The following is a 12883-nucleotide window of genomic DNA, read 5'->3' as shown; positions in this document are numbered from 1 at the left end:
GCCGAGTGCGACGGCGAAACGTCGAGCGCGAGCTACTTCTCGCCGACGAGCTCGGTCTGGATCTGCTCCAGGGAGCGTCCCTTCGTCTCCGGAACCCGGAACATGAAGAACAGGAACGCGGCGATGCCGATCGCCGTGTAGACGAAGAACGTGCCCTGCCGGGTGATCACCATGTTCAACGTGAGGAACGAGCCCGCGACCACGAAGTTCGCCGCCCAGTTCGTCATGGTGGAGACCGACATGGCCTTGCTGCGCAGCCCGCTCGGGAAGATCTCGGAGATCATCAGCCAGAAGACCGGCCCGAGGCCGATCGCGAACGCCGCGATGTAGACGATGAGGCAGATCAGCGCCAGCCAGCCGGCCGTGTGCTGCAGCGTCGGGATGGCGAAGTAGATGCCCAGCACCGCGAGCGACACGGTCAGTCCGATGGTGCCGATGAGCAGCAGGGCACGGCGCCCGACACGGTCGAGCAGCAGCACCGCCACGATCGTGAACACCACGTTCGTGACGCCCACGAACACCGTCTGCCCGATCGAGCTGCTGGCCGAGAGTCCGGTGTCGGAAAGGATGGTCGGGGCGTAGTAGATCACCGTGTTGACGCCGACGAACTGCTGCGCGATCGCGAGCCCCAGCCCGATCAGGATGAGCGGGCGCACCTTCGGACCGAAGAGGTCCTTCACCTTGCTGCCGGCCTCGCGCTGGTTCGCCTCCCTGATCTCCTTCAGCTCGCCGTCGACATCCGCCTTCTCGTCGCCCTCGCGCAGCTTCTCCAGCACCTTTCGGGCGTCGTCCTCGCGGCCCACCTGCGCGAGCCAGCGCGGGGTGTGCGGCACGGTGAGCATGCCGATCGCGAGGGCTGCGCCGGGGAGTGCCGCGATTCCGAGCATCCATCGCCAGTTGCCGGGAAAGCCCTGGAACGCGAAGTTGACCAGATAGGCGATGAGGATGCCCGACGTGATCGCGAGCTGGTTGAACGAGACGAGCCCGCCGCGCACGCGGGGAGGCGCGACCTCGGAGATGTACAGCGGCGACACGAACGATGCCGTGCCCACCGAGACACCGAGCAGGAACCGGAACCCGATGAGCATCGGCACCGAGATCGACAGCGCGCACCCGATGGCCGCGATGAAGTAGACACAGCCGGAGATCACCTTCGTCCACTTGCGGCTGATCTTGTCGGCGAGGTAGCCAGAGATCAGCGCGCCGATGATGGCGCCGAGCAGCAGCACCGAGACGATCCACTCCTGCGCGGCGGCGTTGGCGTGCAGATCCTTCTTGATGAACAGGAGCGCGCCCGAGATGACACCGGTGTCGTATCCGAACAGCAGTCCGCCGATTGCCGCGATGATCGCGGCCCTGATGATGAGACCGTTGGCGCTCGATCGCACCTCTGAGATGAAGCCAGCCATGGCATCCAGCAAGCCGCGGGGCGACCTGGCTCGGTAGGGCTTGACGGATGCCCGGCGCGGGTTCAGACGGTGAGCAGCACCTTGGTTGCGCGGCGCTCGTCCATCGCCTTGTAGCCTTCAGCGGCCTGTTCGAGCGGCAGTGTGAGGTCGAACACCTTGCCCGGGTCGATCGTGCGCGTGCAGATCAGGTCGATCAGCTCGGGCAGGAACCGGCGAACGGGTGCCGGTCCGCCGAGCAGGTGAACTTCTTTGAAGAACAGCTCGTCACCCGGGATGGCGACGTCGTGGGCGACTCCGACGAAACCGATGTGCCCGCCGGCGCGGGTCGAACGGATCGCCTGCAGGAACGACTCCTGCGTTCCGACCGCCTCGATCACGCTGTGTGCGCCGAGGCCTCCGGTGAGCTCTTTGACGCGGGCCACGCCGGCATCCCCGCGCTCCTCCACGATGTCGGTCGCGCCGAACTCGCGCGCGAGCGCCTGCCGGTCGGCGTGGCGGGACATCGCGATGATCCGCTCCGCGCCGAGCTGCTTCGCGGCCAGCACACCGAGCAGGCCGACCGCTCCGTCGCCGACGACCGCGACCGTCTTACCGGGGCCGGCTTCTGCGGCGACTGCAGCGAACCATCCGGTTCCGAGCACGTCGGATGCCGCCAGCAGCGACGGAATCAGGTCCGGGTCAGGTTGACCGGGCGTGGCGACGAGCGTGCCATCCGCCAGTGGGATGCGTGCCTTCGTGGCCTGCGTTCCGATCGAGCCCATGCCCACGACGTGCACGCAGCGGGACTGGTAGCCCGCCTGGCAGATCTCGCACGTGTTGTCGGAGGCCATGAACGATCCGACGACGAAGTCGCCCACCTTGATGTTCTTCACGTCCGGGCCGATCTCTTCGACCACGCCGACGTACTCGTGACCCATCGGGGTGTGATCCGGATGGTCGACCCCGCGATACGGCCAGAGGTCCGAGCCGCAGATGCAGGTGGCAGCGAGACGGATGATCGCATCCGTCGGCTCGACGATCGTCGGATCTTCGCGCTCGACGACGCTGATCTCGCCGGGAGCATCCATGATGACTGCGCGCATTGCGTGGCCTCCAGTTGTGGTCGATGGGGTGCGATACAAGGGAACACCCTCGCGCGCGTTCGTGGGAGTCCTTGGCGGAACAGGTAATGGCAGGGCATGCAGACCCCGGCTGGACGGGGCGAGAAGGCCTCGCCCCGTCCAGTCGATGGTGGGACGCCTGGTTCAGGCCTTGGTGAGGCCGAACCTGCGCGTCTGCGCTGGACTACGCCAGGTCTGGCAACGAACCCGCGACATCATGGATGCCTGCCAGCGAGCCGGTGAGGTTGCCGGCGCTGGGCAGCGTACCGACGTTCGGCAGCGTGCCGGTGAGGTTGCCGACGTTCGGCAGCGACTCGGTGAGGTTACCGAGGTTCGGCAGCGTGCCGGTGAGGTTGCCGAGGTTCGGCAGCGACTCGACGTTCGGCAGCGTGCCCGTGACGTTGCCGATGCTCGGCAGCGACCCGGTGAGGTTGCTGGTGCTCGGCAGCACGCCGGTGAGGTTGCTGGTGCTCGGCAGCGACCCGGTGAGGTCGCCGGTGTTGGGCAGCACGCCGGTGACGTTGCCGAGGTTCGGCAGCGACCCGGTGAGGTTGCCGAGGTTCGGCAGCGACTCGACGTTCGGCAGCGACCCGGTGAGGTCGCCGGTGTTGGGCAGCACGCCGGTGACGTTGCCGAGGTTCGGCAGCGACCCGGTGAGGTTGCCGAGGTTCGGCAGCGACTCGACGTTCGGGAGCGACCCGGTGAGGTTGCCGGTGCTCGGGAGCGCCGAAGTCACCGTGCCGAGGGTGCCGCTCACGGTGGCGAGCGCCTTCCTGGGACCTGCGACGAGCAGGCCGTCGAGCCCGTCAGTGCGCCGAGCGGTGGCGCCCAGTGCCTCGATCGTCTGGCCGAGAGCGCTGTTGGCTCCGCCTGCGAGATCTCCGAGGGGGATGCCCGGCAGTCGCGAGACCCCGTCGGTGATCAGGCCGGTGTCGACCAGCTTGCTCAGTGCTGCAGCATTGCCCGGCGCCCGGTTCACCAGGCCGCTGACGGCAGTGACGCCGTCGCCTGCGGTGGTGCGCACGGCGCTGTCGAGGGTACCCACGGCACCATCCGCGACGCCGGCTGCGGTGCGGGCGGATCCCGTGACCGTGCCGGCGACGTTCGACACGGTGTTGTCCGCCGAGCTCGTGACGCTGTTCACCGCAGAATCGGCACTCCCGATGACGCCGGTCGTGGTGGAACCTGTGGTGCCCACGAAAGCACCGGCCGTAGCGCCGGTGGTGCGGATGGTGTCGTTGACCGTGGCGCCGGTCGTGCCGATCACACCGTCCGCCGTATTGCCCGCCGAGCGGAGAACTCCGCTGACGGAGGAACCGGTCGTGCCGATGACGCCGCCCAGGACGTTGCCGGTGCTGTCGATGGTGCTGCTGGCGCTCGTCGAGGAGAACGCGGATGCCGTGGCTCCGGTGTCGCTCCCCGCGTCTGCCGGTGTCGCAGCGTTTGCTGCCGTGGCGCCGGCGAGTGTCAAGCCACCGGCGATGATGGTGCCCCACAGGGCGCGCGAAATGACGCGATGCATAGTTTCTGTCCTTCGTATCTGAATCTGAGCGCAAGAAAGCGCGAGTGTGCCTGTCCGTCGAGAGCGACGGTGAGGCGGATTCAGTCGGGAGAGACTTCGGGCGATTCCGGCGGTGCCGGCGGCAGCCGATCGCCGGGCTGGAGGCGTGCCGCCGCGGATGTCAGTGCCGCATGCAGCAGCAGGTTCGGCGACATCGCAGAGCCCCCGCCACCCGCTGCTCCCGAGCCGGCAATACCTATTCCGACTCCGAGACATCCGGACGCCTCATTCGGCGGCGTGCCGAACGGCGCAGGCAGCCGGTCGGCTGCCGCGGATCCCGGCCTCGTCGCACTCAGGCCCGCGTGACCCTGCGCGAACGTGCGAGGGACCGCTGACGCCGGGACGGATGTCTGGGAGGCGCTGTCGACCACCGGTCGCGGGGAGGCGGGCACGGGACCGAGCAATGCCACCGCTGGGTAGCGGACGACGTCGACGGCCGAGGTGAGCGTATTCGAGACGGTGCCGTCGAGCGCGTCGAGCGTCGAGCCGGCGGCCGATGCGGCATCGAGGAGAACAGCGGGGGACGTGCCGGCAGACGACCCTGTGTCGCCGAGTCCGGACACGGACGAATCGACGGTCGGGGCCGGCGCCGTGGTGAGCGGCGCGACGGTGCTTTGCACGGCGGAGGTCACGGCGGATGTCGTCGACGCGAGGTCGTTCGAGGTGCCGGTCGCGAGTCCCACGATCGACGAGTCGACGGACTGCGTGGACGGCGGCGTCGATGCCGTTGTCGAGGAGCTGGACACGGCCGGAATGTCATCCGGAATCGCGTCTTCGGCGTGGGCGCTCTGCGAGGCGACGCCGAGAACGACTGTGAGAATCACCCATCCAGCGGCAAGTGCGGCACCGAGCAGAAGGACGCGCAGCAGCCAGGAAGCTGGGCGCGATTCCGAGATTTCCACTGATGAGCCGTTCGTGAGCGTCGAGGAATCGTTGGACTCTCGGAGCCGTCATTCGGCTCGTGTTCTTCGACGCAGACAGGAGGAGACGGTACACGGATGAGCAGAGCATGTCCACCCCGTATGTGGGATAGACAGGGCGGGCTACTGCGTCGTGCAACCCCCACCTTCTCCGAGAGCCCGAGGTGTCAGCGCGCCACGAACGGCGCCGTCGATTCCCGCACCACGAGCTCGTTCTCGATCAGCCGCAGCCCCGGCTTCACGGTCTCGCGCTGGATCGCCTGGTTGAGCAGGGCGAACGCGCGCTGGCCGACTTCCGCGAAGTTCTGCCGGACCGTGGTCAATGGCGGCCAGTACTCGGCCGACTCGGGGTTGTCGTCGAAACCGACGACGCTGATCTCGCCGGGCACATCCCGGCCCGCCTCGTGCAGGGCGCGGAGCACACCGAGCGCGAGCTGGTCGTTCGCGCAGAAGACGGCCGAGACATCCTGCCGGCCGGCGATCGTTCGGCCGGCCTCGTAGCCCGATTCGGCCCGCCAGCTTCCACCGAGGGGCTCGGGCGCCTCGATTCCGTGGGACCGCAGCGTCTGCCGCCAGCTCTCGGCGCGGTCTGATGCCGCGTTCGAGCTCTCGACCGGTCCCGCCACGTGCCAGACGGTCGGATGCCCGAGCTCGAGCAGGTGCTCGACCGCCAGTCGCGCGCCCTGTCGCTGGTCTGCGTTCACCGAGATCCGGTCGTCGTACTCGCGGGAGTCCACGAGCACGGAGGGAATGCGGTCGGGGAATGTGATCGAGTGCTCGCGCAGCTCGTGCGCCTCGAGGATGACGATGATCCCGTCGACCGCTTCGTGGTCGAGGCGGGAGAGGGCATCCGTGATGTCGCCCGTCGACGGGTCGCCGATCGAGATCAGGTCGATGGAGAATGCGTGTGACGCGGCCTCGGCCGTGATCGCGTCGAGGATGCGGATCGACCCGATGTTCTGCAGCGTGAACATGAGCACGCCGATCGTCTGGAACCTGCCGCTCTTCAGGGCACGTGCTGCGCTGTTGGGCCGGTAGTCGAGCTCCGCCATTGCGGCGAGCACCCGGTCGCGGGTTTCGGCCTTGACGGTGTCGAGGCCATTGGAGACGCGGCTGACCGTCTGCGATGAAACGCCGGCCCTCGCGGCGACATCGGCGATGGATGCCGGGCGCAGCCATTCGCGTTGCTCCGTGTCGGTCATCGCGCTCCCTCGCTCCGCGACCGCTCATCCGCCCCGGCAGCAGCACCGGCGACAACGAGCGCGGTCGACAGAATCGTATCGCCGAGTATGTTAGCGTAAACATGTTTACGTGAACATCGTTCATTGAGGAACCCGAAATCGTGTCCATCACCTCATCGCCCGCATCCCCAGCGGGTGCGACCGGCTCCCCCGCCGGCTCACCCGGCTCCCCCGCCGGTTCCCGCCAGAAGAGCGGCGACTCTCGCTCGCAGGGCGGCCCTACCCGCCGCAAGCGCTCGACACTCCAGCGCCGCGTCTCGCTGGCAGGCGTCGGCTTCGTCGCGCCGTTCATGATCGGCCTTGCGCTGTTCATCGTGGCGCCGATCGTCTACGCGCTTGCCCTGAGCGTCTTCCGCACGCAGCTCGTCGGCGGCACTGCCTTCGTCGGCCTTGGCAACTACATCACGCTCTTCCAGGATGCGAAGTTCTGGGAGTCGTTCCTGCGCGTGCTGCTGTTCCTCGTCGTGCAGGTGCCGATCATGCTCGTGCTCTCGCTCATCGCGGCGCTCGCGCTCGACAGTGCGCGTCTGCACGGCGCAGGGTTCTTCCGCATCGCGATCTTCCTGCCCTACGCGGTTCCCGGAGTGGTCGCCGCGCTCATCTGGGGCTTCATCTACGGCGATCAGTTCGGGCTCACCGCAGCTGTGAACGACGCATTCGGGTGGCACCTGGCGCCGCTGGCCAAGTCGTGGATCCTCGGCTCGATCGGCAACATCGTCACCTGGGAGTTCATGGGCTACAACATGCTCATCTTCTACTCGGCGCTGCGCGCCATCTCGCCCGACCTGTACGAGGCCGCCGAGCTGGACGGCGCCGGCGCCTGGCGCGTGATGTTCGACATCAAGCTGCCGGCCATCCGCGGATCCCTCGTGATCGCGGTCATCTTCTCGATCATCGGAAGCTTCCAGCTCTTCAACGAACCCAATCTGCTGCAACCGCTCGCGCCGAACTCCATCGGCAGCAACTTCACCCCGAACATGTACGCCTACAACCTGTCGTTCGCCGGCCAGCAGTTCAACTACTCCGCGGCCGTCGCCATCGTGATGGGGCTGATCACCGCCGTCATCGCCTACGTGGTGCAGGTGCGCGGAACGAGAGCGGAGAACCGATGACCAGCGCGACCACGACAACACCGACGGATGCCAGCACCCGGCGCACGGATGCCAGCACGCGCCGGGCAGGCGGCATCCGTCGTCCCATGGGCGCAGTGGGCCGACGCCGGCCGGCCGCGCGCCCGCGCCGCAACATCGTGCTCACCATCGTGATGGCGCTCTTCGTCGTCTACTCGTTCGTGCCGCTGGCCTGGCTGCTCATCAATGCGACGAAGACGCAGGGCGACCTGTTCTCCACGTTCGGGCTCGGCTTCGGACACCACTTCGCGCTGTTCCAGAACATCGCCGAGACGTTCACGTATAAGGACGGCATCTTCCTGCACTGGTTCGGCAACACCCTGCTGTACGTCGGGGTCGGTGCGGGAGGCGCGACCCTGCTGGCGACGCTGGCCGGGTATGGTCTCGCGAAGTTCGCCTTCCGCGGCAGGCGCGCCGTGTTCGCGGTCGTGCTCGGCGCGATCGCGGTGCCGGGAACGGCCCTGGCGGTGCCGACGTTCCTGCTGTTCAGCCAGATCGGGCTGACGAACACGCCGTGGGCGATCATCCTGCCGTCGCTGATCAGTCCATTCGGGCTCTACCTTGTCTGGACGTTCGCGATCGACGCCGTTCCCACCGAGGTGCTCGAGGCGGCGCGCATGGACGGCGCGAGCGAGCTGCGCACCTTCTTCACGATCTCGCTGAAACTGCTCGCGCCCGGCATCGTCACGGTGCTCCTGTTCGCGATCGTCGCCACCTGGAACAACTACTTCCTGCCGTTGATCATGCTGAGCGACCCGACCTGGTATCCGCTCACCGTCGGCCTCAGCCAGTGGAGCGCGCAGGCCACAGGCGTGGGCGCGCAGCCGATCTTCAACCTCGTCATCACGGGAAGCCTGCTCACGATCGTGCCGATCGTCGTGGCCTTCCTCTTCCTGCAGCGCTACTGGCAGTCGGGGCTGGCCGCCGGAAGCGTCAAGTCGTGAGCGCATCCGTCGTTCTCCTCTACCCGAGCTCCTCTACCCGAACCCCTCACATCCCGATGAAGTGAAAGGCACGAAATGAAACACAGCACGCGATCGTCGGCGCTCCGCCGGCTCGCATCCGTCGCGGCCGCCGGTGCGGTCGTCGCGGCTGCCCTGGTCGGATGCTCGTCATCCGGCAACGGCGCAGGCGGCAGCTCCACAGACGTGAACGCGGCCCTCAAGGAGGGCGGCACCATCACGTACTGGACGTGGACCCCGGCCGCCAAGGCACAGGTCGCCGCGTTCGAGAAGGCGTACCCGAAGGTGCATGTCAAGCTCGTCAACGCCGGCACCAACACGACGGAGTACACCAAGCTGCAGAACGCGGTGAAGGCGGGCAAGGGCGCACCGGATGTCGCCCAGGTCGAGTACTACGCGCTGCCGCAGTTCGCGCTCAGCGACTCCCTCGTCGACCTGAAGCAGTTCGGCTTCGACAAGCTGAAGAAGGACTTCTCGGTCGGTCCGTGGGGCAACGTCAACGTGCAGGGCAAGCTCGTCGGCCTGCCGCAGGACTCCGGCCCGATGGCGATGTTCTACAACAAGACCGTGTTCGACAAGTACGGCATCTCAGTGCCGACGACGTGGGCCGAGTACGTGGATGCCGCCAAGAAGCTGCACGCCGCCGACCCGAACGCCTACATCACCTCCGACAGCGGCGACCCCGGGTTCGCGACCAGCATGATCTGGCAAGCGGGCGGGCATCCGTTCAAGGTCGATGGCACGAAGGTGACGATCAACCTGCAGGACTCCGGCACCAAGAAGTTCACCTCGGTGTGGAACGAGCTCGTCGAGAACAAGCTCCTCTCCCAGACGCCGGGCTGGACGGATGACTGGTACAAGGGCCTCGGCAACGGCGACATCGCCACGCTGATCACCGGCGCCTGGATGCCCGGTGTGCTCGAGTCGTCGGTGCCGCAGGCATCCGGGCAGTGGGCCGTCGCGCCGATCCCGACCTACGACGGCAAGGCCGTGAACGCCGAGAACGGCGGAAGCTCCGAGGTCGTCATGAAGCAGAGCAAGAACCAGGCGCTCGCCGCCGGGTTCCTGAAGTGGCTGAACGACAGCAAGCAGAGCGTCGACATCTTCGTGAAGAGCGGCGGCGGGTTCCCGTCGACGGTCGCCGACCAGAACTCGGATTCGTTCCTGAATCAGGCACCCGCGTACTTCGCTGGCCAGAAGATCAACAAGGTGCTGGTCGACGGCGCGAAGAACGTGCTGCCGGGCTGGCAGTACCTGCCGTACGAGGTGTACGCGAACAGCATCTTCGCTGACACGGTGGGCCAGTCGTACAGCAGCGCGACCTCGCTGGACTCCGGGCTCGAGAACTGGCAGAAGCAGCTGATCAGCTACGGCAACCAGCAGGGCTTCACGGTCAAGACCGGCTCCTAGCGAAACCTGCCCGGTCGAGCGGCGATTGCAGCTCGACCGGCGACCCACCCGATGACGGGCCGGCTCGAGTGACGAGCCGGCCCGTTTCCTCTGCCGCACCCGCACCACAACCTGGAGTTCTCACGCATGGGCCGTTTCGAGATCGGATCCGACGCCTTCCTGCTCGACGGCGCCCCCTTCCGCGTCATCTCGGGGGCTCTGCACTACTTCCGCGTGCATCCCGCGCACTGGCGCGATCGCATCCGGCTCGCCCGTGCGATGGGTCTCAACACCATCGAGACCTACGTTCCGTGGAACGAGCACGAACCGCAGCCGGGTGCCTTCGTGACGGATGACCCGCGCCTCGATCTCGAGGGCTTTCTGCGGATCGTCGCCGAGGAGAACATGTTCGCGATCGTGCGGCCGGGCCCGTACATCTGCGCGGAGTGGGACGGCGGCGGACTGCCGGCGTGGCTGCTCGCCGACTCCGGCGTGCGCATGCGCAGCACGGATGCCCGCTTCCTCGACCCTGCGAAGCGCTATCTGGGTCACGTGCTCGGCATCGTCGCACCGCTGCAGGTGGACGCGGGCGGCCCGGTCATCCTCGTGCAGGTGGAGAACGAATACGGGGCATACGGCTCCGACAAGGAGTACCTGCGCGAGTTGACGCAGGCGACTCGGGCATCCGGGATCACCGTCCCGCTGATCACGGTCGACCAGCCGAGCGGATCGATGATCGCGGACGGCAGCCTTCCCGAGCTGCACAAGACGGGCTCGTTCGGCTCGCACGCCGTCGAGCGCCTCGCACGGCTGCGGCTTCAGCAGCCGACCGGACCGCTGATGTGCGGCGAATTCTGGTGCGGATGGTTCGACCACTGGGGCGCGCACCACCACACAACGCCCGCTGCCGCGTCGGCGGCCGAACTCGACGCGCTGCTGGCGGCCGGTGCATCCGTCAACATCTACATGGTGCACGGCGGCACGAACTTCCGATTCACGAACGGCGCGAACGACAAGGGCGTGTACCAGCCGATCACCACCTCATACGACTACGACGCCCCGATCGACGAGGCCGGACGCCCCACCGAGAAGTTCTGGGCGTTCCGCGAGGTGATCGCGAAGTACGCGCCCGTGCCCGAGTTCGAGCGGGTGCCGCGCTCGCCGGCACCGAGCTTCGAGGTGTCGCTTTCGCCCGGAGCCGGGCTTCTGGATGCCGCGGCAGCGGTGGACTCGTGGCTGACGCATTCGGCTCTGCCCACCATGGAAGACCTCGGCGTGTACCGCGGGTTGGTCGCGTACCGGGCCTCATTGTCGAATCGTTCGCCTGCGGTGCTCACCTTCGACGAGGTGCGCGACCGCGCGATCGTCTTCGTGGACGGCGTGCGGATCGGAGTGCTGGCGCGCGAGCGGCACGAGCGAGCCCTGGTGGTGCCCGGCGGCTATGAGCTGCTCGTCGTCGTGGAGGACGAGGGACGCGTCGACTACGGCCCCCGCATCGGCGAGCGGAAGGGCCTGATCGGCCCGGCGAGCGTCGACGGCGTTCAGCTTGATCGGTGGGAGACGCTGCGTCTGGACGCGGATGCGCTCACACGCACGGCTGGTGCTGCTGCGTCGGCGCACATGGTCGGTGGCGGCGTGGTGGGTCGCGGCCACCTGTCGCTGCCTGGATTCCATCGCGCGGTGTTCGAGCTCGAGGCATCCGCCGACCTCTTCCTCGACACGGTCTCCTGGGGCAAGGGTGCAGCCTGGGTGAACGGGTTCCCACTCGGGCGCTACTGGAGCGCCGGGCCGCAGCGCACGCTCTACGTGCCCGCCGGTGCGACGCGCGCTGGCGAGAACGAGCTGGTCGTCCTGGAGCTCGACGCGATGTCGTCGCGTACGGCCCGTTTCCTTCCGTCGCCGATGCTGGGACACACAGAGGAGTAGGCGGCCGCGGCCGGCCGCTCGGTCGAGGTCGTAGTCGTGACCGTCGATGGCCGCAAGGCGCAGTGATGCGTCGGCGACGGCCAGAGCCGTCGCGAGCGGCAGACTTCGCGCTGTGTCGGCCACCGTCAGCGCAGACCCGGTGAGTCGGAGACCGTGCAGCGTGACGATGTCATCGTCTCGTATCTCGCTGGTCCGTTCCGTGCTCGGTGGTCCGCTCTGTGCTCGGTGGTGGGTTCTGTGCTCGGTGGTCCGTTCCGTGCTTGGTGGTGCGCTCCGTGGGGGCCGGAGCGAGCGGATGCCGGGCCGTGCATCCTGGGAGGCGCCCGTTCCGCGGCCGGCGCTGAGCGGATGCATGAGCGCCGCATAGGCAGGTGACTTACCGTGTGATTGTGCTCGACTTGCAACGCGGTCCGACGCCGGGGAACGGCGCCGATGTGCTGCCGCGCCCCGACAAGCTGCCAGGCGAGCACACGAGCTGGCAGCACCGGGTCGGCGATCTCCACGTCGAGGTGCGCGGATCGGGGGCGCCGCTGTTGGTCATCCACGGCAACTCCGGCGACCTGCGCTTCTTCAACCGCAACCTACCCCTGCTCGCAGAGCACCACCGCGTCGTGGCGATGGACTGCCGCGGTCAGGGGCGGTCGGCGCGGGGCTCGGGGCCGCTCACGCTCTCGCGCATGGCCGACGACGCCGCCCGGGTGATCCGAGCGCTCGGCGCGGGAACGGATGCCGCACCGGAGCCGTTCGACGTGCTCGGCTTCTCCGACGGCGCGAACGTGGCGATGCTGCTGGCCGTCAGGCATCCGGAACTCGTGCGCTCCCTCGTGCTTGCGTCCGGCAACCTCGGAGTAGGCGGCCTGCGATTCGGCGTGCAATGGGGACTGCGGATGCTCTACCTCGCTGCGATCCTCACCCCCGGCCACGCTCGAAGGCACAAGCTCGAGCTGCTGCGTCTCATGCTCGATGCACCCGGTATCGGGATGCGCGACCTGAGCCGTATCTCGGCGCCGACGCTGGTGCTCGCCGGCCAGCACGACGTCATCCGCCGCGGGCACACCCGGATGCTCGCCAGCAGCATCCCCCACGCTCGCCTGCTCATCGTGCGGGGCGGTTCGCACACCGTACTGCGCGATCGCGCCGAGTCGGTGACCCCGCTGATCGTGGACTTCCTCACGTCGTAGGTCGCCTCGGCACCCGCTTCAAGTCGCGAAATCTGCCGTTATGACGCCCGGATAACGGCAGATT

The 12883-nt window shown here is 67.6% G+C and carries 10 protein-coding genes; 5 read left to right on the top strand and 5 right to left on the bottom strand.

Annotated features, from left to right (window positions below; genetic code table 11):
* Positions 1-32: 32 nt before the first annotated feature.
* The 5 genes from ACYVI5_RS17980 to ACYVI5_RS17960 all read right to left on the bottom strand — a co-directional run bounded on the left by ACYVI5_RS17980 (position 33) and on the right by ACYVI5_RS17960 (position 6192).
* Positions 33-1409 carry an MFS transporter gene (locus tag ACYVI5_RS17980; protein WP_460581452.1) on the bottom strand — a complete coding sequence of 459 codons (1377 nt, stop codon included), beginning with the start codon at positions 1407-1409 and terminating at the stop codon, positions 33-35.
* A gap of 62 nt (positions 1410-1471) precedes the next feature.
* Positions 1472-2491, bottom strand: a complete 1020-nt coding sequence (locus ACYVI5_RS17975; protein ID WP_460581451.1) for a zinc-dependent alcohol dehydrogenase family protein — start codon at positions 2489-2491, stop codon at positions 1472-1474.
* Positions 2492-2693: 202 nt separating this feature from the next.
* The gene (locus ACYVI5_RS17970; RefSeq protein WP_460581450.1) at positions 2694-4031 is read right to left on the bottom strand and encodes a hypothetical protein; all 1338 of its coding nucleotides are present in this window, start codon (positions 4029-4031) and stop codon (positions 2694-2696) included.
* A gap of 80 nt (positions 4032-4111) precedes the next feature.
* Complete coding sequence (locus ACYVI5_RS17965; RefSeq protein WP_460581449.1) at positions 4112-4972, bottom strand: hypothetical protein; 861 nt, start codon at positions 4970-4972, stop codon at positions 4112-4114.
* Positions 4973-5157: 185 nt separating this feature from the next.
* The gene (locus tag ACYVI5_RS17960; RefSeq protein ID WP_460581448.1) at positions 5158-6192 is read right to left on the bottom strand and encodes a LacI family DNA-binding transcriptional regulator; all 1035 of its coding nucleotides are present in this window, start codon (positions 6190-6192) and stop codon (positions 5158-5160) included.
* 140 nt (positions 6193-6332) lie between these two features.
* Here ACYVI5_RS17960 and ACYVI5_RS17955 point away from each other — a divergent pair, with 140 nt between their 5' ends.
* From ACYVI5_RS17955 to ACYVI5_RS17935, 5 genes are all read left to right on the top strand, one after another.
* Positions 6333-7343 carry a carbohydrate ABC transporter permease gene (locus ACYVI5_RS17955; RefSeq protein WP_460581447.1) on the top strand — a complete coding sequence of 337 codons (1011 nt, stop codon included), beginning with the start codon at positions 6333-6335 and terminating at the stop codon, positions 7341-7343.
* Positions 7340-8305: a carbohydrate ABC transporter permease gene (locus ACYVI5_RS17950; RefSeq protein ID WP_460581446.1), complete on the top strand. Its 966-nt coding sequence runs from the start codon at positions 7340-7342 to the stop codon at positions 8303-8305. Before ACYVI5_RS17955 ends, ACYVI5_RS17950 begins: the two co-directional genes overlap by 4 nt.
* Before the next feature lie 75 nt (positions 8306-8380).
* Positions 8381-9733, top strand: a complete 1353-nt coding sequence (locus ACYVI5_RS17945; RefSeq protein WP_460581445.1) for an ABC transporter substrate-binding protein — start codon at positions 8381-8383, stop codon at positions 9731-9733.
* Between the two features lie 126 nt (positions 9734-9859).
* Positions 9860-11638: a glycoside hydrolase family 35 protein gene (locus ACYVI5_RS17940; protein ID WP_460581444.1), complete on the top strand. Its 1779-nt coding sequence runs from the start codon at positions 9860-9862 to the stop codon at positions 11636-11638.
* 389 nt (positions 11639-12027) lie between these two features.
* Positions 12028-12819: an alpha/beta fold hydrolase gene (locus ACYVI5_RS17935; protein ID WP_460581443.1), complete on the top strand. Its 792-nt coding sequence runs from the start codon at positions 12028-12030 to the stop codon at positions 12817-12819.
* Positions 12820-12883: the final 64 nt, after the last annotated feature.

Source organism: Humibacter ginsengisoli (assembly GCF_054780095.1).
Note: the sequence above shows the minus strand (reverse complement) of the source record. Positions and strands in the feature narration are given on the sequence as shown.